The organism is Pseudomonas sp. zfem003 (genome assembly GCF_032621675.1).
GTDB lineage: Bacteria > Pseudomonadota > Gammaproteobacteria > Pseudomonadales > Pseudomonadaceae > Metapseudomonas > Metapseudomonas otitidis.
Genome location: NZ_JAVYJG010000007.1, coordinates 363,384 through 386,688, shown reverse-complemented (window position 1 = coordinate 386,688; position 23,305 = coordinate 363,384). Strand labels below are relative to the sequence as shown.

Genomic DNA, 23,305 nt, shown 5'->3' with positions numbered 1-23,305 from the left:
CAGGCCTGCGCCATGAACGCCCGGGCGCACCTGGCCCTGATGGTGCTGCTGGCCACCCTGGCCGGCTGCGCCACGGTGCCCTCCCCGGCCAAGCGCGCCCAACACGCCGATGCGCTGGCGCAGGCGCACGGCTGGGTGGCCGAGGACCTGGACGCAGGGCGCTTCGTGCTGCGCAGCTACCACCCACGGCAAGGCGGCGCTGGCGGGGTGCTGACTGTCTACCTGGAAGGCGACGGGCTGGCCTGGCTCAGCCCCACCCTGCCCTCAGCCGACCCGACTCCGCTCACCCCGCTCGCCCTGCAACTGGCCCTGGCGCAGCCGGACGGCAGCGCCGCCTACCTGGCCCGTCCCTGCCAGTTCGTGGGCACCCGCCACTGCACGACCCAGGACTGGACGGAGGCACGCTTCGCCCCGGACGTGGTGACCGGCACCAGCCACGCCGTGGACCGCCTCAAGGCGAGCCTGGGGGCCAGGGAACTGGTGCTGGTGGGCTACTCCGGCGGGGCCGCCGTCGCCCTGCTGGTGGCGGCGCGACGCGAGGATGTGCGCCAGGTCATCACCGTCGCCGGCAACCTCGACCCGGACGCCTGGGCAGATTGGCACCGCGTCCCGCGCCTCACCGCCTCGGACAACCCAGCACGGCACTACGATGAACTGCGGGCGCTGCCCCAGATCCACCTGGTCGGCAGCCGCGACCCGGTCACGCCCGCCGAACTGGCGCAACGCTTCCAGGCGGCCAACCCCACCGGGACGCCATCACAGGTGATCGAGATGCCCGGCTTCGACCATGGCTGCTGCTGGGCGCAGGACTGGCCGGCCCTGTGGAAGCGCCATGCCTATAAAGGCAGCCCAACGCGCCGCTGAGGGTCAGTGGCTACGCGATGAAGCCAGCAACGCCTGCCCTGCCGGGTCGGTGGCCAGCAGGCTGTACTGGTGCAGGCTGAGGAAGCGGCCATCCTTGCACTCCACGTCCCGTAGGGTGCCCTCGAGCACGAAGCCAAGACGCTCCAGCAGACGGGCGCTGGCGGGGTTCTCGGGCTCCACATCGGCGTGGATGCGGTGCACGCCGAGGGTGGCCAGGGCGAAGCGGAGGATGGCGGGCAGGCAGGCCTGCATCAGCCCCTGGCCCCAGTGCTCCGGCATCAGCCAGTAGCCGATGTCGAGGCTGCGGTCGGCGTGGGACCAGTCGTTGAAACCGCAGGCGCCCACCAACTCGTCCTGCCCCGGCAAGGCGATGCCCCACCAGATACCTCGGCGCTCCTCAAGGAGCGAGTCGTACCAGCGCATCTGCTCGTCCGTCGCCTCCAGGCTGTCGTAGGACACGCCGTAGTGGGCGATCACCTGGGGGTGGGACAACCCGGCGAAGATCGCCCCGACGTCACGGGGATGGATCCGTCGCAGCGTGCAGCGGGGCAGCAGGAACTCGGGAAACTGGGCAGACAGGTCTTGCATGGTCCGACTCACAAGGCTGGATCAGGGCACGCATGCTCGCAACAAAGGACCAGGGAGCACAGGGACAGTAAGGACCGGGATGAGCGGAACAGAAGGGCTCATGGCGAACCCGAAAGACCTTTAAAGCGGAGCCCCGCTTCAGGCGCTCTTGGGCAAGGCGTAGGAGACCTTCGTGCCTTTCTCCACGATCAGGCCACGCTTTCGCAAGGCGTTGTAGATGGACTGGATGTCTTCGACGGACTGCTTTCCAAGCTTTGCACGAATGGTGTTGAGCAACGTTTTCACCGTTCCGGGACGAGAGCCCTTTCGGCCAATCAGGTCGGCAATCACCGCACGCACCTCCGCCTCATCCACCGGATTGACCTTGGCCTTGGGTGGAGCAGAAACGGGCTTCAATTTCGGCGCTGGCTCCGGAACCGCCTTGGGCACGCAGAAACACGGCATGGCTTCAATGAGCTCGGATCGTGCCGCGAATACCCCCTGGTTCTTCAGGTGCTTGATCAGAGGGTCGAAACCCTTGTCCCGGGAAATCACGTGAAAGAACGCGTCAGGCTCTTGGACAGTCAGTTGTCCCAAGTAGAACGCGATATGGAAATCGAGTGCGTTCTGCCCAGGCGTTCCAAGCTGGATGTAACCGGCGCGATCTCCCAGACGCTGGATGCCTAACGCCAACTCGACGGGCAAGCGCGTATTGTTTGGCCCGAGAAAGACCTTGACCTTGAAATGGGGAGGCTGGAGCAGTTCCAGGGAATTGACCTGGACATTTTCGTAATCGATGAGGACGTAGTTGGTGCGCATCCCTGCAACCCTGGCTTATGGCAACGAGGCATTCTGTGCCAGCAGAGGGGCGCGTAGAAAGAGGGAGGCACCGTCCTGATCCAGACTGGAAAACGGCGTTTTGGCCCTAAAAATGGTCCTAGCGCATCTAGCCAGAAAAGCAAAAACCCCTGACTTCACTAGGAATATCAGGGGTTTGCTTGTATCGGAAAGTGGCGGTGAGGGAGGGATTCGAACCCTCGATACGGTTTCCCGTATACACACTTTCCAGGCGTGCTCCTTCAACCGCTCGGACACCTCACCGGAATCTCTCTGAGGCGTTGGCCCCGTCGAGGTGCGCTAATTTAGTGGAGTGTTTTCCGGAATGCAAATATTTTTTTGAGAATTTTCATGCGCTTATGGCCGACGCCCGGATTCGGCATCAGCACGGTGCGGGGCGTCATCGAATTTAAGGCTGCCGAAGAACACGAAGCCGAACGAGACCACGACGCCGAGCACGAACAGCAGCAGCACGCCCATTGGGCTTTTCAGGGTGGCACTCTGGGCGAGCAGCACGGAACCACCGAGCAGGATGAGCGCGAGGATGATGGCAGCGCGGTTGATCCACTTGTCCATAAGACCTCCTGGAATGGCGAACGCTGCCACCCTAGGGAAGGGGCGCGCCAGGGGCCAATTGGTCTTGGGTATCGGCCTGATAGAAAACCTCGCGGACGCGCTGAAGCCCGCATGGTGGCTGACTTGCCAGTCAGCCAAAGCGCTTTACCTGCCCACCGCCCGTGGGTAACGTCTGCCGCATTCCACAACAAGGACTCCCGCCATGAGTGAGCTGATCTCCTACCAACTCGAAGACGGCATCGCCACCCTGACCCTGTCCAACGGCAAGGTGAACGCCATCTCCCCGGATGTGATCGCCGCCTTCAATGCCGCGCTGGACCGCGCCGAGCAGGACCGCGCCATCGTCATCCTCACCGGCCAGCCGGGCATCCTCTCCGGCGGCTATGACCTGAAGGTGATGACCTCCGGCCCGCAGAACGCGGTGAACCTGGTCGCCGCCGGCTCCACCCTGGCCCGCCGCATGCTGGCCCACCCCTACCCCATCATCGTTGCCTGCCCTGGCCATGCCGTAGCCAAGGGTGCCTTCCTGCTGCTGTCGGCCGACTACCGGATCGGCGTCGAAGGGCCGTTCAACATCGGCCTGAACGAGGTGCAGATCGGCATGACCATGCACCACGTGGGCATCGAACTGGCCCGTGACCGCCTGCGCAAGTCCGCCTTCCACCGCTCGGTGATCAACGGCGAGATGTTCGACCCGCAGGGCGCGCTGGACGCCGGCTTCCTCGACAAGGTGGTTCCGGCCGAAGCATTGCTGCCGACCGCCCTGGCGGCCGCGCAGCAGTTGAAGAAGATCAACATGACCGCCCACCGCAACACCAAGCTGAAGGTGCGCAAGGCACTGCTGGAAACCCTCGACCAAGCCATCGAGCTGGACAAGCAGCACCTGGGCTAAGCGCCCCCGGCAAGCCCCCGAAGCCCGGCCCAGCGCCGGGCTTTTTCATGCCGGCGGGTCGCGCTCGCTCAGCGGAGCGGTTGTGGAGCGCCGCTCATTTTCCGACGGGTGATGGCACGTTGACAGGTGAGCTTGGCAAACCTGTATTACTTTTAATGCGTGGGGCAGTCAGGGACGGTAGCCGCCAGCCTTCCATCCGCTTGGGGAGTCCCGAATGAGAATCGTCCACAAGGTCAGCCTCGCCGCAGCCGCCGTGCTGTTCCTGACCACCGCGCTGTTGTCCCTCTCCCAGGTGAGCCAGGTCCGCGAGACGCTGCGCGCCCAGACCGAGTCCAACATTTCCGAAAGCAGCAACGCACTGGCCCGGCAGATCGAGAACTGGCTCAACGCCAAGCTCCGCCTGATGGACCTCATGGCGCAGAACGTCGACAGCCAATACAGCCCCGAGCAGACCCAACGGGTGTTCGATTCGCCCATGCTGCGCAACGAATTCATCCTGGTATTCGGTGCACTGGAGGCAGACGGCAAGCCGATCAAGAACGATGCGTCCTGGCAGCCCAAGCCGGACTGGGACGGTCGCCAGCGCCCCTGGTACGCAGTCGGCAAGAACGGCAGCCAGGCCGTGCTCACCGAGCCCTACACCGACTCCACCACAGGCGAGATCCTCATTTCTGCCGTTGCGCGCATCACCGATGCCGGCAAATTCCTCGGTGTGATGGGCGGTGACATCCGCCTGAAGACCGTGGCCGATGCCGTCAACACCCTGGATTTCAACGGCGCCGGCTATGCCTTCCTGCTGAGCCGCGACGGCAACATCATTTCCCACCCGGACACCAAGCTGAACGGCAAGTCCTACAGCGAGCTGTTCGACGGCAAGAGCCCGGCGCTGCGCAAGGAGCTGCAGGAGGTGGAAGCCGGAGGCAAGAAGCTGCTCGTCTCCTTCACCCCGCTGCCCAACCTCAAGGGGATGGACTGGTACATCGGCGTGGTCCTCGACCAGGACAAGGTGATGGCCGAGGCCAATGCCCTGAGCTGGCGCGCCGTGATCGGCACTGTGCTGGGCGTGGTGATCAGCCTGGTGGTGCTCAGCCTGCTGGTGAAGAGCCTGCTGCGCCCGCTGGACGGCCTGGCCGCCTCGCTGCGCGAGATCAACAGCGGCGAGGGCGACCTGACCCGGCGCCTGCCGGCCGAGGGCAATGACGAGATTTCCGTGCTGTCCCGCGAGTTCAACGGCTTCCTGCAGAACCTGCAGACGCTGATCGCCGACGTGATGAGCAGCTCCCGCCAGGTTCGCGGCAGTACCCAGCTCACCTCCCACGAAGCCGAGCAGGCCGCCAGCCGCCTGCAGGTGCAGCTGCAGGAGCTGGACCAGTTGGCCACCGCCATGCAGGAGATGGCCTCCACTGCCGAGGAGGTGGCGCGCAACGCCCAGGCCGCAGCCCAGGCTGCCTTGGCGGCCAACGAGGAGACCGAGAATGGCGTGGGGGTGGTTTCCAACTCCACCCAGGCGATCAAGCAGCTGGCCGACGAGATGGAGGACACCGGCCAGGCCATCAACGAGCTGGCCAAGCTGAGCCAGAACATCGAGTCGATCCTCTCGGTGATCACCAGCATCGCCGACCAGACCAACCTGCTGGCCCTCAACGCGGCCATCGAGGCGGCGCGGGCGGGCGAATCAGGGCGGGGCTTCGCCGTGGTGGCGGACGAGGTGCGCTCCCTGGCCTCCCGCACCCAGCAGTCGACCCAGGAAATCCGCCAGATGATCGACCAGTTGCAGACCGGTGTACGCCAGGCCGAGCAACGCATGCAGCAGAGCCGCGACACCGCGAGCCGCACGGCAGAGGACGCCGGCGCGGCCAACGACATGCTCGGGCGCATCCGCGAGGCCATCAACCGCATCAACGACATGAACCTGCAGATCGCCACGGCGGCCGAGGAACAGAGCGCCACCACCGAAGAGATCAACCGCAACACCACCAACATCCGCGACATCAGCCACGAGGTGGCCGGCGGCGCCGAGCAGCAGGTGCGCCAATGCGCGGTGATGGTGGACCAGGTCGGCCAGCAGGATCGCCTGCTCAGCCGCTTCAGGATCTGACCACGCGCCGCGCCTGGCGCGGCGTTTCCGGAGGCCGCCATGCGTATGCTCCTGCGCCTCGCCTTCGCCTGCGCCCTGTTGCTGGGGCGCGCGGAGGCCGATCCCATCGAGGTCACCATCCTTTGCGATTCCGGCTACCCGCCCTACAGCTACGAGGAGAACGGCGAGGCCCGGGGCCTATACACCGACATCCTGCGCAGCGTGTTCAAGCGCATGCCGGAGTACCACGTGTCCATCCGTCCCCTCCCCTGGCCCCGTGGCCTGGCGGAGATCGCCAAGGGCAGCGCCTTCGCCCTCTACCCGCCCTACTACAGGCCTGAAGAACGGCCGTGGATGGAATATTCCCGGCCGATCCTGGAGGAGCGCCTGGCGGTGTTCATCCGCCCGGGCCTGGCGGGCAAGCGCCACTTCGAGGACTTCCCCAGGGCCTATGCCGGGTTGCGGGTGGGCCTGAACAGCGGCTTCGTCACGGTGGACGACGTGCGCTACCGCGACATGGTGGAGTCCGGGGTGATCGACCAGTCCTACGCCCGCGACAACCGCACCAACCTGCTGAAACTGCTGCACCAGCGCACCGACGTGTACATCAACGACCGGCTGTCGATCCTCTGGGAGCTGCAGCGCATGGTCCGCGACGGCAGTCTGAGCCATGACGAGGCCAGCCGCCTGGTGGAGGGCCCGACGCTGTCCACCGAGCATGGCCACCTGGGGTTCTCCCGCCTGAACACCGAGGCCTATCCGTACCGGGCCGATTTCATCCAGCACTTCAATACCGCGCTGGGCGAAGTGATGGACGACGGCACGGTGGCTCGGCTGGTGCGGGAATACAGCGCACTGGAGCCCGAGCTGCCCACGCCGGGGCGCGGCCATTGACCCCGGTGACCTGCGATTGCAGGCAAAAGTGCACACCCGTACACTGCGCGCCTTTTACCTGATCGAGCGAGCCCGATGCTTTTTCTCCTGCGCATGGTCCTGATGGGCGTGCATTTCATCATCGCCGGCGTCGCCGGTCTGCTGCTGGGCCTGTGCCGCCCGTTCAACCCCGACAACAGCCGCCTGTGCGCTCGCCTCTACGGGCTGCCAGGCCTGTGCATCATGCGCTTGAAGCTCAAGGCCGAGGTCAGCACGCTGACCCGGGACCACCCCTGCGTGATCATCGCCAACCACCAGTCCAACTTCGACCTCTACGTGCTGGGCCGGGTGGTACCGCCACGTACCGTCAGCATCGGCAAGAAGAGCCTGAAGTGGATTCCCTTCTTCGGCCAACTCTACTGGCTGGCCGGCAACGTGCTGATCGACCGGGGCAACGCCCGCCGCGCCCGCGACGCGATGGTCACCACCACCGAAACGCTGCGCAATCGCGACACCTCCATCTGGGTCTTCCCCGAAGGCACCCGCAACCAGGGCGAGCGCCTGCTGCCGTTCAAGCGCGGAGCGTTCCAGATGGCCATCAATGCAGGTGTGCCGATCATCCCGGTGTGCGTCAGCAACTACGTCCGTCAACTGCGGCTGAACAGTTGGAACAGTGGCCGGGTGCTGATCCGTGCGCTGCCGGCCATCCCCACGGCCGGCCTGACACTCGACGACATGCCCGCGCTGATGGAGGAGTGCCGCCAGCGCATGCTCGACTGCATCGAGGGCATGGACCGCGAACTGGCAACCGACTGATAGCGCCCACGTGGCCCTGGGCAACGTGGCGCCCCGCTGATGCGCCGGGCGGGTTAAGCTCGCCCCACTCTCCAGTCGCACAGGAACACTTACATGGGTCATGTGGTCGCTGCCGCCGTCTACTCCAAAGGCAAGCGCGTTGCCAACATCAGCCTCGACGAGGGGCTCGAATGGGCGAGAAAGCCCGGCCACTTCGTCTGGATCGGCCTGCATGACCCGGGCCCCGAGGAACTGACCACGCTCCAGCGGCAGTTCGGCCTGCACGAACTGGCGCTGGAAGACGCCCTGCAGCGCCACACCCGCCCCAAGCTGGAAACCTTCGGCGATGCGCTGTTCCTGGTGCTCTATTCCCCCGTGAAGGAAAACGGCCAGCTGGTGTTCATCGAAACCCAGCTGTTCGCCGGCAACGGCTATGTGATCAGCGCGCGTTATGGCGAGTCGGCGCCCTACTCCCAGGTCCGCCAGCGTTGCGAGGCCCGTCCGCTGCTGCTGGAGCACGGCGAGGACTTCGTTCTCTACGCGCTGCTGGCCTTCGTGATCGAGAACTACCGGCCGCTGATCGACACCTACCATGCCGATCTGGAAGCGCTGGAACTGCGGGTGCTGGAATGCCCGCTGACCCAGGCCGATGTGGTGCACATCCAGGGACTGCGCCGCGACCTGCTGCGCCTGCGCCGCTACATCGGCCCGCTGGCGGAAATCTGCCAGGAGCTGCAGCGCCTGGACTTCCCTTTCATCGACAAGAACATGCGCCCCTACTTCCGCGACATCGCCATCCACGTGAGTCGCCTGCTGGAAGACCTTACCGGTCTGCGGGAGATGGCGGACCACGCCATCGAGATCGGCTTGCTGCTGGAGTCCTCGCGCCAGAGCGTGGTGCAGCGCAAGTTCGCCGCCTGGGCAGCAATCCTGGCGTTCCCCACCGCCGTGGCGGGCATCTATGGGATGAACTTCCAGAACATGCCGGAGCTGACCTGGCACTACGGCTACTTCGGCGTGCTGGGCTTCATCGCCACGGGCTGCACGGCCCTGTTCGCCAGCTTCAAGCGCTCCGGCTGGCTCTAGCCCTTTCCCAGGCCTGAAAAAACCGATGCCCGCTGGTGCGGGCATCGGTTCGTGTGCGTGCGCGAGAGGAGGCTCAGGCAGCGCTGCGGCCTTTGGCCACGAAGCGCATCATCCACTCGGCCACTGCCGTGCCCTGGTGGTCGCGCTCGAGGCTGGCGATGCCCTGGCCGTACACCTGGTCGCCCAGGGCCTGCTGGCGGATGTTGAGCAAGGCACGAGAGTAGTCGTGAACGAACTCCGGGTGCCCCTGGAAGCACAGCACCTGCTCGCCAATGGCGTAGGCGGCATTGGGGCAGAACTCGCTGGAGGCGATGAGGGTGGCGTTCTCAGGCAGGCGGGTAACCTGATCCTGGTGGCTGATCAGCAGGGTCAGCTCGTCCAGCGCCGGACTCATCCACTCCGGCTGTTTCTCGACGCGATAAGCATGGGTACCAACGCCCCAGCCTTGGGTGGCGCGCTCGGTCTTGCCGCCCAGCAGCAGGGCCAGCAACTGGTGGCCGAAGCAGATACCGAGCAGTTTGTCGCCAGCCTTGTAGCGCTCCAGCAGGTAGGTGCGCAGGGTCTGGATCCAGGGATCGTCGCCGAAGGAGTCGGCCTTGCTGCCGGTGACCAGGTAGGCATCGAAGCGCTCGCCGGCAGCCGGGTAATGGCCTTCCACCACGTTGTAGGTGACGAACTCGGCCTCGATGGGCTGCTTGGCGAAGAGCTGTTCGAACATCTTGCCGTAGCCCTTGTACTCGTCGACGAGCTCAGGGCGAAGGATGTCGGTTTCCAGAATGCAGATGCGTAGGGGCATGAAATTGTCCTGAAGCTTGGGTAAGGCACCTTGTGTGCGATTTATTTAACACAAGCCTCCGCGCTTTGAAATAGCGCCGCTTCGCAAGGCCTGCTCGTGTTGCCGAAGCGCCTGAAATTCGGGACGGAAATTGCAACCTGCCACGACGGAGCTGGCATGACACTGCGCCAGCATCGTCAATAAAATTTGACGCTCGTGGCGGTGATATCGCCCATGTCGATAGTTGAAATGCTCAGGGAGCGTTTTTCCATCGAATCCGTATTGGCGATTCTGGGTCACCCCAACCCGATGACGGATCGCAGCCATGACCCCCTCCCCGCTCACTTACGCACGCAACGGCGCGCTGGCCAGCCTGGGCCATCGTGGTGACCATCGTTCTGGTGCTGAGCGGCAGCTTCAGCCAGGCGCGGCCGGTGCTGCCGCAGGCCGGCTGGGGAGAACGCCTGGCACAGGCCGTTCCGACTCTGTTGCTGAGCGATCCGCATCCCCTGTCGCCCCCCGCAAGGCGAAGCTGAGGTGGCCATGGAACAGCAGCGCTCAAGGCGCCGCCTGCTCGCACTGGCGGCACTGGCATTGATGACCAACGGCTTTACGCTGCTCGGCCATGCGCACGGCTCGGCAGGCGCGGTGGCCCAGAACCTGGAGACACGCCAGGAGATCGCCCGACAGGGCAGTAACGAGCGAGACACCCGCCAGGGACTCGAGAGCCCGCCCCTGAAACGCACCAGCTGGTTGCCAGAGCGCTTCGAGCGCACCTCACTGCGAGGTTGTGAAGGCAAGCTCTGAAGCCCCCGGAAACGAAAAGACCGCCCGGTGGGCGGTCTCTTTTGGCTACGAACCTCAGGCGACTTGTGGTGCCTTGGCCCCCAGCAGTCGATCCAGCACAGCGGCGACCAAAAGGACTGCCAGTACCGGCAGCAACCAGCCGAGGCTCTGATCTGCCAGCGGCAGTTGCGCGACGAAACCAGGTATCCAGCTCTTGAAGCCGGCTGCACCGATACCGTCCAGCACACCGAACACCAAGGCGACGCCCATGGTGGGGATGAAGATCCGACGGGCGTCGACCCACAGGCTCGATGCCAGGCTCAAGGCAACCAACACGATGGCCAGGGGGTAGAGCCCTACCAGTACCGGCACCGACAGGCTGATCAGCTGTGTCAGGCCCTGGTTGGCGACGACCAGGCTAAAGACGCCGAGGATGATGACCACCGTGCGGTAGGAGAACGGCAGGAAGCCGCTGAAGAACTCGCCACAGGCCGTAAGCAGGCCAACGGCCGTGGTGAGGCACGCCAGGGTGATGACCAGGGCCAGCAGCAGGCTACCGGCGGTCCCGAAGGTGTGCTGCACATAGGCCGTGAGAATCTGCACACCGTTCTGCGCCTCGCCGGCAATGCCCTGGCTGGTGGCGCCGAGGTAGAACAGCGTGAGGTAGACCAGGGAAAGGCCGATTGCAGCGATGCTGCCGGCGATCACCGAGTAACGGGTGACCAGGCGCGGCTCGGAGATGCCACGGTCGTGGATCGCCGTGGCGATCACGATGCCGAATACCAGCGCGCCCAGGGTGTCCATGGTCAGGTAGCCCTGCAGGAAGCCCTCGACGAAGGGGGCCTTGGCGTAGGCGTCGTTGCTGGCACCGATGTCGCCCGCCGGTGCGAACAGCGCCGCACCGCCCAGGACCAGAAGTGCCGACAACAGCACCGGGGTGATGAACTTGCCAATGCTGTCCACCAGCCGCCCGGGGTTGAGCGCGAGGAACAGCGCGAAGGCGAAATAGACCAAGGAATAGAGGGCCAGCGCCGTGGGGTTGTCACCGGTGAAGGGGGCAACGCCCATTTCGAAGGAGACGACAGCGGTACGCGGCGTCGCGAACAGCGGCCCTATGGCCAGGTACACGGCAATGGCCAACAGAAGCCCTGCCACCTTGCCCAGGGGCGAGGTCAGGCGATCCATGCCGCCACCTACCCGCGCCAGGGCAATGACGGTCAGCAGTGGCAGGCCGACGCCGGTCAGCAGAAAGCCCATCGCAGCGAACCAGACGTTCTCGCCTGCCGCCATGCCGGCGCTGGGGGGGAAGATGATGTTGCCGGCGCCCAGGAAGAGCGCAAATGTCATGAAGCCGAGGGCCAGGAGGTCCGAGCCTTTCAAACGAGTCATAGAGAGGGATACCACGAGTCGAAATTCATTGTTCCGAGGGGGCTTCCCTTTGGGTGAGGGGAACCGTCATCCGCCCGTTTGGGGCAAACCACTACTAATGCGCGCCCTCCCCCTTTTGGGGTTCATGCGCAGGAAGGTCGCAAGCCTAGCGAATCCGACGGTTTTGCGGCACTGATGCAGGTCAGGCTGTCGGCTTGCTGTAATCGGTTGTCGCCATGGCTACATTGCGACAGAAAAAACGAAGGCCACCCGAGGGTGGCCTTCGCCATCAGTCAATCACGCTCAGGCGTTCTTGACTTCCCAGCCAGTCAGCTCGGCCAGGGCCTTGCCGATGTCGGCCAGGGAACGCACGGTCTTCACACCAGCGTCCTGCAGGGCGGCGAACTTCTCGTCCGCAGTGCCCTTGCCGCCGGAGATGATGGCGCCGGCGTGGCCCATGCGCTTGCCGGGCGGTGCGGTGACACCAGCGATGTAGGACACCACCGGCTTGGTCACGTTGGCCTTGATGTAGGCAGCAGCTTCTTCTTCAGCGGAACCGCCGATCTCACCGATCATGACGATCGCTTCGGTCTTCGGGTCTTCCTGGAACAGCTTCAGGATGTCGATGAAGTTGGAGCCCGGGATCGGGTCGCCACCGATGCCCACGCAGGTGGACTGGCCGAAACCGGCGTCGGTGGTCTGCTTCACGGCTTCATAGGTCAGGGTGCCCGAACGGGACACGATGCCGACCTTGCCCGGCAGGTGGATGTGACCGGGCATGATGCCGATCTTGCACTCGCCGGGGGTGATGACGCCGGGGCAGTTCGGGCCGATCAGGCGTACGCCCAGTTCGTCGCACTTGACCTTGGCTTCCAGCATGTCGATGGTCGGGATGCCTTCGGTGATGCAGACGATCAGCTTGATGCCGCCGAAGGCTGCTTCAAGGATGGAGTCCTTGCAGAACGGGGCCGGAACGTAGATCACCGAAGCATCGGCGCCGGTGGCTTCCACGGCTTCCTTGACGGTGTTGAACACCGGCAGGCCGAGGTGGGTGGTGCCGCCCTTGCCGGGGGTCACGCCGCCAACCATCTTGGTGCCGTAGGCGATGGCTTGTTCGGAGTGGAAGGTACCCTGCGAGCCGGTGAAGCCCTGGCAGATTACTTTGGTGTCTTTATTGATCAGGACGCTCATTACTTACCCTCCGCGGCCTTGACGACCTGCTGGGCAGCGTCGGTCAGGCTGGTCGCCGCGATGATGTTCAGACCGCTCTCGGCCAGTACCTTGGCGCCGAGCTCGGCGTTGTTGCCTTCCAGACGGACGACCACCGGGATCTTCACGCCGACTTCCTTCACTGCACCGATGATGCCTTCGGCAATCATGTCGCAACGAACGATACCGCCGAAGATGTTCACCAGTACGGCAGCGACGTTGCTGTCGGACAGGATGATCTTGAAGGCCTCGGTGACGCGCTCTTTGGTTGCGCCGCCGCCGACGTCGAGGAAGTTGGCAGGCTTGCCACCGTGCAGGTTGACGATGTCCATGGTGCCCATGGCCAGGCCAGCGCCGTTGACCATGCAGCCGATGTTGCCTTCCAGCGCGACGTAGTTCAGTTCCCACTTCTGCGCATGGGCTTCACGAGCGTCGTCCTGGGACGGGTCGTGCATGGCGCGCAGCTTGGGCTGACGGTACATGGCGTTGCTGTCGATGTTGATCTTGGCGTCCAGGCAGTGCAGGTTGCCGTCGGCCTTGATGACCAGCGGGTTCACTTCCAGCAGGGCCAGGTCGTAGTCCTGGAACAGCTTGGCCAGGTTCACGAAGATGTGGGTGAACTGCTTGATCTGGTCGCCTTGCAGGCCCAGTTGGAAGGCCAGCTCGCGACCCTGGTAGGGCTGAGCGCCAACCAGCGGATCGATGGTGGCCTTGAGGATCTTCTCGGGAGTCTCGTGGGCTACTTTCTCGATGTCCACGCCACCTTCGGTGGAGGCCATGAACACGATGCGGCGGCTGGAACGGTCTACCACGGCGCCCAGGTACAGTTCCTTGGCGATATCGGTGCAGGACTCGACCAGGATCTTGCTGACCGGCTGACCATTGGCGTCAGTCTGGTAGGTCACCAGGCGCTTGCCCAGCCAGTTGGCGGCGAAGGCCTTGGCGTCTTCCTTGCTCTTGACCAGCTTCACGCCGCCCGCTTTACCGCGGCCACCGGCGTGGACCTGGGCCTTCACGACCCATTCGCTGCCACCGATCTTGTCGCAGGCTTCAGCGGCTTCTTCCGGGGTGTCTACGGCAAAGCCCTTGGATACGGGCAGGCCGTATTCAGCGAACAGCTGCTTACCCTGATATTCGTGGAGATTCATGCTTGTCTACCGTCTTCGTTTGGGTATTGCGCATTCGGCGCTGCATTCGTGGTGCCGCGCCACCTGTGACTGCCCTGGGGCAGTCCGGCGAGCGTTCCGCGGTGAACACCCGAGGCGTTCACGACGGGCTGCCCACCGTGGTTCTGCTGCCCCGGGAAGGTCGCGCGCGCCCTCCCCGGGGATAGTGCTCAGCGCTTCTTGCGGTTGGCGATGTGGATCGCGTGACCGTTGACGGCCAGGGCCGCTTCGTGGAGCGCTTCGGACAAGGTCGGGTGCGAGAAGACCATCATGCCCAGGTCTTCGGCACTGGTGCCGAACTCCATGCCGATGGCGCCCTGCTGGACCAGCTCGGCAGCGCTCGGGCCGATCACGTGGACGCCCAGGACGCGGTCGGTCTTGGCATCGGCGATGACCTTGACCAGGCCGGCAGTGTCATTGGCAGCCATGGCACGGCCACTGGCGGCGAAGGGGAAGGTGCCGACGTTGATCTCGACGCCTTCGGCCTTCAGGGACTGCTCGGTCTTGCCGACCCATGCGATTTCCGGGTGGGTGTAGATCACGGACGGGATCAGGTCGTAGTTCATCTGGGCTTTGTGGCCTGCGATGCGCTCGGCAACCATGATGCCCTCTTCCGAGGCCTTGTGAGCCAGCATGGCGCCACGTACCACGTCACCGATGGCGTAGACGCCAGGGACGCTGGTCTTGCAGTGGTCGTCGACGTAGATGTAGCCACGCTCATCGAGGGTGACGCCGCTGTCAGCGGCCAGCAGGTCGGTGGTCACCGGGCGACGGCCGACCGCGACGATCAGCTTGTCGAAGACTTCCTTCTGCTCGCCGTTGGCGTCGGTGAAGCTGACAGTGACCTGCTTCTTCTTCACGTCGGTGCCGGTCACGCGGGCGCCCAGGCGAATCTTCAGGCCCTGCTTGGTCAGGATCTTCAGGGCTTCCTTGGCGATCTGCTCGTCGGCGGCCGGCAGGAACTTGTCCAGGGCTTCGATGACGGTCACTTCAGCGCCCAGGCGGGCCCAGACGGAGCCCAGCTCCAGACCGATGACGCCAGCGCCGATCACGCCCAGCTTCTTCGGTACGGACTGGAAGTCCAGCGCGCCGGTGGAGTCGACGATGACGTCCTGGTCAACCGGGGCCGGGGGAATCTCGACCGGCTTGGAGCCGGAGGCGAGGATCACGTTCTCGGCCTCGACGACCTGGACCTTGCCATCCAGACCGGTGACCTCGACCTGCTTGTTGGCCAGCAGCTTGCCGTGGCCTTCCAGCAGGGTGACGCCGTTGGCCTTGAACAGGGTGCTGACACCGCCGGTCAGGTTCTTGACGATGGTGTCCTTGCGACCAACCATGGTCGGCACGTCGATGGAGACGCCCTTGGCTTCGATACCATGCACTTTGAAGGCCTCATGGGCCTCGTGGTACTTGTACGAGCTGTCCAGCAGCGCCTTCGACGGGATGCAGCCGACGTTCAGGCAGGTACCGCCCAGCGCGGTCTTGCCGTCCTTACCCTGGTACTTCTCGATGCAGGCGGTCTTCAGGCCGAGTTGGGCCGCCTTGATGGCTGCCACGTAACCGCCAGGGCCCGCACCAATCACTACCACGTCGAATTTCTGGGTCATAACTCATTCCTTCTCGTATGAAACCGGACGGCCCCTTGCGGGGCCGCCGTTTGGAGAGATCGCCGATCAGATGTCCAGCAGCAGACGAGCCGGGTCTTCCAGCAGGTTCTTGATGGTCACCAGGAAGCTGACGGCTTCCTTGCCATCGATCAGACGGTGATCGTAGGACAGAGCCAGGTACATCATCGGCCGGATCACAACCTGGCCGTTGATCGCCATGGGGCGCTGGATGATGTTGTGCATGCCGAGGATGGCGGCCTGCGGCGGGTTGACGATCGGGGTCGACATCATCGAACCGAAGGTACCGCCGTTGGTGATGGTGAAGGTGCCACCGGTCATCTCGTCGATGGACAGCTTGCCCTCACGGGCCTTCTTGCCGAAGGTGGCGATGCCGTTCTCGACTTCGGCCAGGCTCATCAGCTCGGCGTTGCGCAGGACCGGAACCACCAGGCCACGGTCGCTGGAAACGGCAACGCCGATGTCCTGGTAGCCGTGGTAGACGATGTCGTTGCCGTCGATGGAGGCGTTGACAGCCGGGAAGCGCTTCAGCGCTTCGACGGACGCCTTGACGAAGAAGGACATGAAGCCCAGGCGAACGCCGTTGTGGGTCTTCTCGAACAGGTCCTTGTACTTCGAACGCAGGGCCATGACTTCGGTCATGTCGACTTCGTTGAAGGTGGTCAGCATGGCCATGGTGGACTGGGCTTCGACCAGACGCTCGGCAACCTTGGCGCGCAGGCGGGTCATCGGGACGCGCTTCTCGACGCGGTCACCCGCAGCGAATACCGGCGCCTCGGCGGCCGGAGCAGCCGGTTTGGCAGCCGGAGCGGCCGGGGCGTTCTTCTTCGCCTCGACAGCGGCAACCACGTCTTCCTTGGTCACGCGGCCACCTTTGCCGGTGCCGGCGATGCTGTTCGGGTCGATGCCGTTTTCCTCGGCCAGCTTGCGAGCGGCCGGGGACAGGATCGCGTCGTCACCAGCAGCAGCAGCGGGGGCAGCAGCCTGAGCGGCCGGAGCCGGGGCAGCAGCGGCGGCCGGGGCGGCAGCAGCAGCGCCGCCTTCGTTCAGTTTGCCCAGCAGTTCGCCACTGAGAACGGTGTCGCCCTCGTTCTTGACGATTTCTGCCAGTACGCCGTCGGCCTCGGCCAGCACTTCCATTACGACTTTGTCGGTCTCGATGTCGACGATCAGCTCGTCACGCTTGACGGCATCGCCCGGCTTCTTGTGCCAGGTGGCCACGGTGCCGTCGGCGACCGATTCCGGGAAGGTTGGGGCTTTGATCTCGATAGCCATTGTGTGTTTTTCCTGTCTGATTCGGTTTTCTGCGCGAAGGCGTTAAACAGTAAAGGCGTCCTGCAGCAGTTTTTCCTGCTGCTCGGCGTGCATGGAGGCGTAGCCACAGGCCGGAGAGGCCGAGGCATCACGCCCGGCGTACTCAAGGAACAGGCCTTTCTTGTGGGCGCTGGCCACACGACGCATATGGTGCTGGCTGCAGTACCAGGCGCCCTGGTTCATGGGCTCTTCCTGGCACCAGACGATGTGCTTGAGGTTCTTGTAGGCAGCCAGAACCTCAGCCAGGTCGTCTTCCGGGAACGGATACAGCTGCTCGATACGCACGATCGCGATGTCCTCGCGGCCTTCGGTGCGACGCTTCTCCAGCAGGTCGTAGTAGACCTTGCCGCTGCAGAGCACGAGGCGCTCGACCTTCTTCGGATCGATCGGATCGATCTCGCCGATGACGGTCTGGAAGGAGCCTTCGGCCAGATCTTCCAGGGTGGAGATGGCCAGCTTGTGACGCAGCAGCGACTTGGGCGTAAGGGCAACCAGCGGCTTGCGCAGCGGGCGAATCACCTGGCGGCGCAGCATGTGGTAGACCTGAGCCGGCGTGGTCGGCACGCAAACCTGAATGTTGTGCTCGGCGCACAGCTGCAGGTAGCGCTCCAGACGCGCAGAGGAGTGCTCAGGACCCTGGCCTTCGTAGCCGTGCGGCAGCAGCATGGTCAGGCCGCACAGACGGCCCCACTTGTGCTCGCCGCTGGTGATGAACTGGTCGATCACCACCTGGGCGCCGTTGGCGAAGTCACCGAACTGGGCCTCCCAGATCACCAGCGCGTTGGGCGTGGTGGTGGAGTAGCCGTATTCGAACGCCAGTACGGCTTCCTCGGAGAGGTAGGAGTCGTACAGCTCGAAGCTCGGCTGGCCGTCGAACAGGTTCTGCAGCGGCAGGTAGGTGCTGGCATCCTTCTGGTTGTGCAGCGCCGCGTGGCGGTGCGAGAAGGTGCCGCGGCCCACGTCCTGGCCGGTGATGCGAACCGGGTGGCCTTCGAACAGCAGGGTGGCGTAGGCCATGGTCTCGGCGTAGCCCCAGTTGATCGGCAAGCCGCCGGCGCCCATCTTCTGGCGGTCTTCGAGGATCTTAGAGACCTGGCGCTGGACGACGAAACCTTCCGGGATCTCCAGCAGCTTGGCGGAGAGTTCCTGCAGGGTCTTCAGGTCGAAACGGGTGTCGTGACGAGCGGTCCAGGCATGGCCCAGATATGGACGCCAGTCGACGAACAGCTCCTTGTTGGGCTCCTTCACCAGGCTCTTGACCACGTGCTGGCCGTTGTCCAGCGCAGTGCGGTACTCGTCCATCTTGGCCTGGATGCGCTCAGCATCGAGCACGCCACCCTGGATCAGGGCATCGGCATACAGCTCACGGGTGGTGCGCTGCTTGGCGATCTGCTGGTACATCAGCGGCTGGGTACCGGACGGCTCGTCGGCCTCGTTGTGGCCACGGCGACGGTAGCAGACCAAGTCGATCACCACGTCGCGCTTGAACTGCATGCGGTAGTCGACGGCCAGCTGGGTCACGAACAGGACGGCTTCGGGGTCATCACCGTTCACGTGGAAGATCGGCGCCTGGATCATCTTGGCGACGTCGGTGGCGTACTCGGTGGAGCGCGCATCTTCCTGGCGGCTGGTGGTGAAACCGACCTGGTTGTTGATGACGATGTGAACCGTGCCGCCAGTGCGGTAGCCACGGGTCTGCGACATCTGGAAGGTTTCCATCACCACGCCCTGGCCTGCGAAGGCGGCGTCGCCGTGGATGGAGATCGGCAGAACCTTGTCGCCAGTCTTGTCCTTGCGGCGATCCTGACGGGCACGAACGGAACCTTCCACCACCGGGGAAACGATTTCCAGGTGGGAGGGGTTGAACGCCAGGGCCAGGTGAACTTCGCCACCAGCGGTCATGACGTTGGAGGAGAACCCCTGGTGGTACTTCACGTCACCGGAGGACAGGCCCTCGACCTTCTTGCCTTCGAACTCGTCGAAGAGGTCGCGCGGGTTCTTGCCGAAGGTGTTGACCAGTACGTTCAGGCGGCCTCGGTGGGCCATGCCGATGACGATCTCCTGGGTACCGTATGCACCGGAACGCTGGATGATCTCGTCGAGCATCGGAATGAGGCTTTCACCACCTTCCAGGCCGAAACGCTTGGTGCCCGGGTACTTGGTGCCCAGGTACTTCTCCAGGCCTTCGGCCGCAGTCAGGCGCTCGAGCAGGTGGCTCTTGACCTCAGGGGAGAAGGACGGACGACCACGTACGCTTTCCAGACGCTGCTGGAACCACTTGCGCTGCTCGGAATCGACGATGTGGGTGAACTCGGCGCCGAAGGTGCTGCAATAGGTTTGCTGCAGGGCCTGGTGGATCTCGCGCAGGGTTGCCTCTTCCTTGCCGATGTAAAGCTCACCGGTACGGAAGGTGGTGTCGAGATCGGCATCGGTCAGGCCGTAGTGATTAATCGCCAGATCGGCCGGCGCCTTGCGCTGCCAGAGGCCAAGGGGGTCGAGCTGGGCCGCCTGATGGCCGCGCATGCGGAAGGCCTGGATCAGGCGAAGGACTTCAACCTGCTTCTTCTCGTGCTCGGTGCTGACGCTGCCAGCGGAAACCGGCTGAGCGCGGCGCTGGTTCTTGGCGAGCAGGACGAAATGGTCGCGAACGGTAGAATGCGATACGTCGGTGGCTGCATTGCCGTCGGACGGCAACTTCTGGAAGTAGGTGCGCCACTCTTCTGGCACAGCGTTGGGATCGTGCAGGTAAAGCTCATAGAGCTCTTCCACATATGCAGCGTTGCCACCGGATAGGTGGGCGCTGTTCCACATGCGCTGCATTTCGCTTTCTTGCATGCTTGGTCACCCTCGGTAAGGGGACACCACCGGCGTGGAATCGGCATCGCAGCCTCAACTCCGGGTACGGCGACCAGGATGAAAGCCACTCAGGATCCCGCAGATAGTCCGGGCACCAGCCCGGTTGCCCCTGCTGGTCATCTATATCATTTCAAATAAGGACTTCGGCTTTGTGAGCGTCGGTCCTGGTTGTACTGCGGCGCCCCGAAAGGCGCCGCAGGTGTTACGGGTACAGCATGTAACGCATCAGGTACCGCTTTGCAGCAACATGTTGCGTACGTGACCGATAGCCTTGGTGGGGTTCAGGCCCTTGGGGCAGACGTTCACGCAGTTCATGATGCCGCGGCAGCGGAATACGCTGAACGGGTCATCCAGGGCAGCCAGACGCTCTTCGGTCTTGGTGTCGCGGCTGTCGGCCAGGAAACGGTAGGCCTGCAGCAGCGCAGCGGGACCGAGGAACTTGTCGGGGTTCCACCAGAACGACGGGCAGGAGGTCGAGCAGCAAGCACACAGGATGCACTCGTACAGACCGTCCAGCTTCTCGCGCTGTTCCGGGGACTGCAGACGCTCGATCGCCGGAGCGGGCGTGTCGTTCTGCAGGAAGGGTTTCACCTTCTCGTACTGCTTGTAGAAGATGCTCATGTCGACGACGAGGTCACGAATGACCGGCAGGCCCGGCAGCGGGCGGATCACCAGCTTGCCGCCCTTCAGCCCGGCAGCGGACAGCGGGGTGATGCAGGCCAGGCCGTTCTTGCCGTTGATGTTCATGCCATCGGAGCCGCAGACGCCTTCACGGCAGGAACGACGGTAGGAGAAACCCTCGTCCTTTTCCTTGATCAGGGCCAGGACATCGAGAACCATGATGTCCTTGCCGCCGGTATCAACCTGGAAGTCCTGCATGGTCGGAGCGCTGTCGCTCTCCGGGTTGTAGCGATAGACGCTGACAGTGAGAGTGTTGGACATGTCGGCCACCCTTAATAGGTACGTACTTTGGGTTCGAAGGCCGGAACGGTCTTCGGCGCGAAGTTGACGGCGCGCTTGGATACGCGCTTCTCACCCGGGAAGTACAGGGTATGGCACAGCCAGTTCTCGTCGTCCCGATCCTCGAAGTCTTCGCGGGCATGGGCACCACGGGACTCCTTGCGGACCTCGGCGGCGATGGCAGTGGCTTCCGCGACTTCCAGCAGGTTCTGCAACTCCAGCGCTTCGATGCGCGCAGTGTTGAAAGCCTGGGACTTGTCGTTGATCTTGACGCCGGCGATGCGCTCGCGCAGGTCGGCGAGTTGGGCGATGCCCTTCTGCATGTATTCGCCGGTGCGGAACACACCGAAGTAGTTCTGCATGCACTGTTGCAGTTCGCGCTTCAGCGGGGCGACTTCTTCACCGCTGGAACGCTCGTTGACGCCAGCCAGACGTTTGAGGGATTGCTCGATGTCGGTGTCGCTAGCGCCACGGGTCTCGATGCCTTCCTTGAGGGCCTTCTCGAGGTGCAGGCCAGCTGCACGACCGAAGACCACGAGATCCAGCAGGGAGTTGCCGCCCAGGCGGTTGGCACCATGCACGGATACGCACGCGACTTCGCCGACCGCGAACAGGCCTTCGATGATCGTGTCGTTGCCGTTGGCATCCTGGGTAATGGCCTGGCCATGGATGTTGGTGGCAACGCCGCCCATCATGTAGTGACAGGTCGGGATGACCGGGATCGGTGCAACAACGGGGTCGACGTGCGCGAAGGTCTTGGACAGTTCGCAGATGCCGGGCAGGCGACTGTGCAGGACTTCCTCACCGAGGTGGTCCAGCTTCAGCAGCACGTGGTCCTTGTTCGGGCCGACGCCGTTGCCGGCGATCACTTCCTTGACCATGGAGCGGGCAACCACATCGCGGCCTGCCAGGTCCTTGGCGTTCGGAGCGTAACGCTCCATGAAACGCTCACCATGGGCGTTGATCAGGTAACCACCTTCACCACGGCAACCTTCGGTCACCAGTACGCCGGCGCCGGCAATACCGGTCGGGTGGAACTGCCACATCTCGATGTCCTGGACCGGCACGCCAGCGCGCAGGGCCATGCCGACACCGTCACCGGTGTTGATCAGGGCATTGGTGGTGGAAGCGTAGATACGACCTGCACCGCCGGTGGCCAGCACGACGGCCTTGGAGCGGATGTAGACGGTCTCGCCGGTCTCGATGCAGATGGCGATGATGCCGACGATGGCGCCGTCCTGGTTCTTCACCAGGTCAACGGCATACCACTCGTTGAGGAACGAGGTACCGCTCTTCAGGTTGGCCTGGTACAGGGTGTGCAGCAGCGCGTGACCGGTACGGTCGGCTGCGGCGCAGGTACGAGCAGCCTGACCGCCCTTGCCGAAGTCCTTGGACTGACCGCCGAACGGACGCTGGTAGATGCGACCTTGTTCGGTACGGGAGAACGGCAGCCCCATGTGCTCGAGCTCGAACACGGCCTCCGGCCCCACGGAGCACATGTATTCGATAGCGTCCTGGTCACCGATGTAGTCGGAGCCCTTGACGGTGTCGTACATGTGCCAGCGCCAATCGTCGTTCGGGTCAGCCGAAGCGATGGCACAGGTGATGCCACCTTGAGCGGAAACGGTATGGGAGCGGGTCGGGAAGACCTTGGTCACCACGGCAGTCTTGTGACCACCCTGAGCCAGCTGCAGAGCAGCGCGCATGCCAGCACCACCACCACCGACGATGATGGCATCGAAGGAAAGAGTACGAATGTTAGCCATGGATCAGATACCCCACAGAATCTGAACGCCCCAGACGAAGTAGGCGAACATCGCCATACCGCAAACGGCCTGGAACAGGAAACGCACGACCACCGCCCAACGACCCAGCGCCATCGGCGTCAGGTAGTCAGTGGAAATGGTCCACATGCCGACCCAGGCATGAACACCCAGGGCGACCAGTCCGAGCAGACTGAAAATGCGCATCCAGCTCTGTGAGAACAGACCATGCCAATCGGCAAAGGTCAGTCCGGGGTGAGCAACGAGGTACCCCAGCAGGAAAAGGAAATAAGCCGCGAGAACGACTGCAGAAACGCGCTGAGCCATCCAGTCATAGAGACCCGAACGCGAGAAGTTCGTGACGTTGGTTACCATACCCATACCCCCGCGAGAATGATCAGCACAGCCGAAACTGCGATGACGATTTTCGAGCCCCGCTTGCCGCCCTCGAGCGTCTCACCGACACCCGCGTCCATTACCAGGTGGCGCACGCCGGCCACCAGGTGATAGAGCAGTGCGGACAGCAGGCCCCAAATCACAAGCTTGGCCAGCGGACTGGTCAGGCACGCCTTCACGCTCTCGAAGCCAGCCTCGGATTCAAGCGACTTGCCGAGCGCATAAAGCAGCACAGCGATGCCGATGAAGAGGATGACGCCGGAGATGCGGTGAAGAATGGACGTATAAGCTGTGATCGGGAGTTTGATGGTCCTGAGATCTAGGTTTACAGGTCGTTGGCTATTCACGGCTTTTTTTCACACTGAGGCCCCTAACAATCAGGGCAAGTTGTCGGGAAGTGCACTGGTCAGGTACCCCTCACCAAGGGAGTGCCAACCTCCGGATTACAGGCCTTCAAAGCCCCCTGAGGTCGGGCCGTGAGTATAGACAGTTAGCTGACTAATGACAACGCAATCCCCCC

22 protein-coding genes, 1 tRNA gene and 1 pseudogene are annotated in these 23,305 nt (G+C 63.7%); 8 read left to right on the top strand and 16 right to left on the bottom strand.

The genetic code is table 11. The features are described from left to right. Positions 1-12 precede the first annotated feature (12 nt). Positions 13-864: an alpha/beta hydrolase gene (locus tag RTK35_RS18805; RefSeq protein WP_316908696.1), complete on the top strand. Its 852-nt coding sequence runs from the start codon at positions 13-15 to the stop codon at positions 862-864. A gap of 3 nt (positions 865-867) precedes the next feature. Here RTK35_RS18805 and RTK35_RS18800 read toward each other — a convergent pair whose 3' ends face one another. From RTK35_RS18800 to RTK35_RS18785, 4 genes are all read right to left on the bottom strand, one after another. Next, positions 868-1,452 carry a GNAT family protein gene (locus tag RTK35_RS18800; RefSeq protein ID WP_316908695.1) on the bottom strand — a complete coding sequence of 195 codons (585 nt, stop codon included), beginning with the start codon at positions 1,450-1,452 and terminating at the stop codon, positions 868-870. A gap of 138 nt (positions 1,453-1,590) precedes the next feature. Beyond that, positions 1,591-2,250, bottom strand: a complete 660-nt coding sequence (locus RTK35_RS18795; RefSeq protein WP_142008101.1) for a PIN domain-containing protein — start codon at positions 2,248-2,250, stop codon at positions 1,591-1,593. A 192-nt stretch (positions 2,251-2,442) separates the two neighbouring features. After that, a tRNA-Ser gene (locus tag RTK35_RS18790) sits at positions 2,443-2,532 on the bottom strand. A 93-nt stretch (positions 2,533-2,625) separates the two neighbouring features. Further along, complete coding sequence (locus RTK35_RS18785) at positions 2,626-2,844, bottom strand: hypothetical protein (protein WP_074969333.1); 219 nt, start codon at positions 2,842-2,844, stop codon at positions 2,626-2,628. Positions 2,845-3,046: 202 nt separating this feature from the next. Between RTK35_RS18785 and RTK35_RS18780 the strand changes: the two genes are divergently transcribed. From RTK35_RS18780 to RTK35_RS18760, 6 genes and pseudogenes are all read left to right on the top strand, one after another. Next, positions 3,047-3,736, top strand: a complete 690-nt coding sequence (locus RTK35_RS18780) for a crotonase/enoyl-CoA hydratase family protein (RefSeq protein WP_044400244.1) — start codon at positions 3,047-3,049, stop codon at positions 3,734-3,736. A 214-nt stretch (positions 3,737-3,950) separates the two neighbouring features. Then, a pseudogene (locus RTK35_RS30620) lies at positions 3,951-4,976 on the top strand (cache domain-containing protein); the annotation flags it as partial. A gap of 30 nt (positions 4,977-5,006) precedes the next feature. Then, positions 5,007-5,834 carry a methyl-accepting chemotaxis protein gene (locus RTK35_RS30615; RefSeq protein WP_373870879.1) on the top strand — a complete coding sequence of 276 codons (828 nt, stop codon included), beginning with the start codon at positions 5,007-5,009 and terminating at the stop codon, positions 5,832-5,834. A gap of 39 nt (positions 5,835-5,873) precedes the next feature. After that, positions 5,874-6,707 carry a substrate-binding periplasmic protein gene (locus RTK35_RS18770; protein ID WP_044400238.1) on the top strand — a complete coding sequence of 278 codons (834 nt, stop codon included), beginning with the start codon at positions 5,874-5,876 and terminating at the stop codon, positions 6,705-6,707. 75 nt (positions 6,708-6,782) lie between these two features. Beyond that, positions 6,783-7,502, top strand: coding sequence for a 1-acylglycerol-3-phosphate O-acyltransferase (locus RTK35_RS18765; protein WP_044400231.1), 720 nt, complete (start codon positions 6,783-6,785; stop codon positions 7,500-7,502). 93 nt (positions 7,503-7,595) lie between these two features. Beyond that, a complete protein-coding gene (locus RTK35_RS18760; protein WP_182852309.1) occupies positions 7,596-8,567 on the top strand; it encodes a magnesium and cobalt transport protein CorA in 972 nt (323 codons plus the stop codon). A gap of 73 nt (positions 8,568-8,640) precedes the next feature. On the opposite strand, the gene RTK35_RS18755 is transcribed toward RTK35_RS18760, so the two are convergent. Then, positions 8,641-9,363: an amidotransferase gene (locus RTK35_RS18755; protein WP_316908694.1), complete on the bottom strand. Its 723-nt coding sequence runs from the start codon at positions 9,361-9,363 to the stop codon at positions 8,641-8,643. A 45-nt stretch (positions 9,364-9,408) separates the two neighbouring features. Further along, the gene (locus tag RTK35_RS18750; RefSeq protein ID WP_236212489.1) at positions 9,409-9,669 is read right to left on the bottom strand and encodes a hypothetical protein; all 261 of its coding nucleotides are present in this window, start codon (positions 9,667-9,669) and stop codon (positions 9,409-9,411) included. Between the two features lie 216 nt (positions 9,670-9,885). Here RTK35_RS18750 and RTK35_RS18745 point away from each other — a divergent pair, with 216 nt between their 5' ends. Then, the gene (locus RTK35_RS18745) at positions 9,886-10,149 is read left to right on the top strand and encodes a hypothetical protein (RefSeq protein WP_236212488.1); all 264 of its coding nucleotides are present in this window, start codon (positions 9,886-9,888) and stop codon (positions 10,147-10,149) included. 54 nt (positions 10,150-10,203) lie between these two features. Here RTK35_RS18745 and brnQ read toward each other — a convergent pair whose 3' ends face one another. The 10 genes from brnQ to sdhC all read right to left on the bottom strand — a co-directional run bounded on the left by brnQ (position 10,204) and on the right by sdhC (position 23,132). Continuing rightward, the gene (brnQ, locus tag RTK35_RS18740; RefSeq protein ID WP_142008080.1) at positions 10,204-11,517 is read right to left on the bottom strand and encodes a branched-chain amino acid transport system II carrier protein; all 1,314 of its coding nucleotides are present in this window, start codon (positions 11,515-11,517) and stop codon (positions 10,204-10,206) included. Between the two features lie 282 nt (positions 11,518-11,799). After that, complete coding sequence (gene sucD, locus RTK35_RS18735) at positions 11,800-12,687, bottom strand: succinate--CoA ligase subunit alpha (RefSeq protein WP_044400216.1); 888 nt, start codon at positions 12,685-12,687, stop codon at positions 11,800-11,802. Further along, the gene (gene sucC, locus RTK35_RS18730; protein ID WP_044400213.1) at positions 12,687-13,853 is read right to left on the bottom strand and encodes an ADP-forming succinate--CoA ligase subunit beta; all 1,167 of its coding nucleotides are present in this window, start codon (positions 13,851-13,853) and stop codon (positions 12,687-12,689) included. The genes sucD and sucC overlap by 1 nt, the downstream gene beginning before the upstream one ends. Before the next feature lie 188 nt (positions 13,854-14,041). Next, complete coding sequence (gene lpdA / locus RTK35_RS18725) at positions 14,042-15,478, bottom strand: dihydrolipoyl dehydrogenase (protein WP_044400210.1); 1,437 nt, start codon at positions 15,476-15,478, stop codon at positions 14,042-14,044. 66 nt (positions 15,479-15,544) lie between these two features. Further along, positions 15,545-16,771, bottom strand: coding sequence for a 2-oxoglutarate dehydrogenase complex dihydrolipoyllysine-residue succinyltransferase (odhB, locus tag RTK35_RS18720; protein WP_182852305.1), 1,227 nt, complete (start codon positions 16,769-16,771; stop codon positions 15,545-15,547). Positions 16,772-16,813: 42 nt separating this feature from the next. After that, entirely contained in the window at positions 16,814-19,645 is a 2,832-nt protein-coding gene (locus RTK35_RS18715; protein WP_182852304.1) for a 2-oxoglutarate dehydrogenase E1 component, read from the bottom strand. A gap of 246 nt (positions 19,646-19,891) precedes the next feature. Further along, entirely contained in the window at positions 19,892-20,608 is a 717-nt protein-coding gene (locus RTK35_RS18710) for a succinate dehydrogenase iron-sulfur subunit (RefSeq protein ID WP_044400201.1), read from the bottom strand. Between the two features lie 11 nt (positions 20,609-20,619). Continuing rightward, the gene (gene sdhA / locus RTK35_RS18705; RefSeq protein ID WP_165671072.1) at positions 20,620-22,392 is read right to left on the bottom strand and encodes a succinate dehydrogenase flavoprotein subunit; all 1,773 of its coding nucleotides are present in this window, start codon (positions 22,390-22,392) and stop codon (positions 20,620-20,622) included. Between the two features lie 3 nt (positions 22,393-22,395). Further along, entirely contained in the window at positions 22,396-22,764 is a 369-nt protein-coding gene (gene sdhD, locus RTK35_RS18700; protein WP_044400195.1) for a succinate dehydrogenase, hydrophobic membrane anchor protein, read from the bottom strand. Continuing rightward, positions 22,758-23,132: a succinate dehydrogenase, cytochrome b556 subunit gene (gene sdhC / locus RTK35_RS18695; protein WP_044400192.1), complete on the bottom strand. Its 375-nt coding sequence runs from the start codon at positions 23,130-23,132 to the stop codon at positions 22,758-22,760. Before sdhC ends, sdhD begins: the two co-directional genes overlap by 7 nt. Between the last annotated feature and the right edge of the window lie 173 nt (positions 23,133-23,305).

Coding starts and splice junctions, on each gene's coding strand:
- RTK35_RS18805 (WP_316908696.1), top strand. CDS start 13: ATGAACGCCCGGGCGCACCTGGCCCTGATGGTGCTGCTGGCCACCCTG.
- RTK35_RS18800 (WP_316908695.1), bottom strand. CDS start 1,452: ATGCAAGACCTGTCTGCCCAGTTTCCCGAGTTCCTGCTGCCCCGCTGC.
- RTK35_RS18795 (WP_142008101.1), bottom strand. CDS start 2,250: ATGCGCACCAACTACGTCCTCATCGATTACGAAAATGTCCAGGTCAAT.
- RTK35_RS18785 (WP_074969333.1), bottom strand. CDS start 2,844: ATGGACAAGTGGATCAACCGCGCTGCCATCATCCTCGCGCTCATCCTG.
- RTK35_RS18780 (WP_044400244.1), top strand. CDS start 3,047: ATGAGTGAGCTGATCTCCTACCAACTCGAAGACGGCATCGCCACCCTG.
- RTK35_RS30615 (WP_373870879.1), top strand. CDS start 5,007: ATGAGCAGCTCCCGCCAGGTTCGCGGCAGTACCCAGCTCACCTCCCAC.
- RTK35_RS18770 (WP_044400238.1), top strand. CDS start 5,874: ATGCGTATGCTCCTGCGCCTCGCCTTCGCCTGCGCCCTGTTGCTGGGG.
- RTK35_RS18765 (WP_044400231.1), top strand. CDS start 6,783: ATGCTTTTTCTCCTGCGCATGGTCCTGATGGGCGTGCATTTCATCATC.
- RTK35_RS18760 (WP_182852309.1), top strand. CDS start 7,596: ATGGGTCATGTGGTCGCTGCCGCCGTCTACTCCAAAGGCAAGCGCGTT.
- RTK35_RS18755 (WP_316908694.1), bottom strand. CDS start 9,363: ATGCCCCTACGCATCTGCATTCTGGAAACCGACATCCTTCGCCCTGAG.
- RTK35_RS18750 (WP_236212489.1), bottom strand. CDS start 9,669: ATGGCTGCGATCCGTCATCGGGTTGGGGTGACCCAGAATCGCCAATAC.
- RTK35_RS18745 (WP_236212488.1), top strand. CDS start 9,886: ATGGAACAGCAGCGCTCAAGGCGCCGCCTGCTCGCACTGGCGGCACTG.
- brnQ (WP_142008080.1), bottom strand. CDS start 11,517: ATGACTCGTTTGAAAGGCTCGGACCTCCTGGCCCTCGGCTTCATGACA.
- sucD (WP_044400216.1), bottom strand. CDS start 12,687: ATGAGCGTCCTGATCAATAAAGACACCAAAGTAATCTGCCAGGGCTTC.
- sucC (WP_044400213.1), bottom strand. CDS start 13,853: ATGAATCTCCACGAATATCAGGGTAAGCAGCTGTTCGCTGAATACGGC.
- lpdA (WP_044400210.1), bottom strand. CDS start 15,478: ATGACCCAGAAATTCGACGTGGTAGTGATTGGTGCGGGCCCTGGCGGT.
- odhB (WP_182852305.1), bottom strand. CDS start 16,771: ATGGCTATCGAGATCAAAGCCCCAACCTTCCCGGAATCGGTCGCCGAC.
- RTK35_RS18715 (WP_182852304.1), bottom strand. CDS start 19,645: ATGCAAGAAAGCGAAATGCAGCGCATGTGGAACAGCGCCCACCTATCC.
- RTK35_RS18710 (WP_044400201.1), bottom strand. CDS start 20,608: ATGTCCAACACTCTCACTGTCAGCGTCTATCGCTACAACCCGGAGAGC.
- sdhA (WP_165671072.1), bottom strand. CDS start 22,392: ATGGCTAACATTCGTACTCTTTCCTTCGATGCCATCATCGTCGGTGGT.
- sdhD (WP_044400195.1), bottom strand. CDS start 22,764: ATGGTAACCAACGTCACGAACTTCTCGCGTTCGGGTCTCTATGACTGG.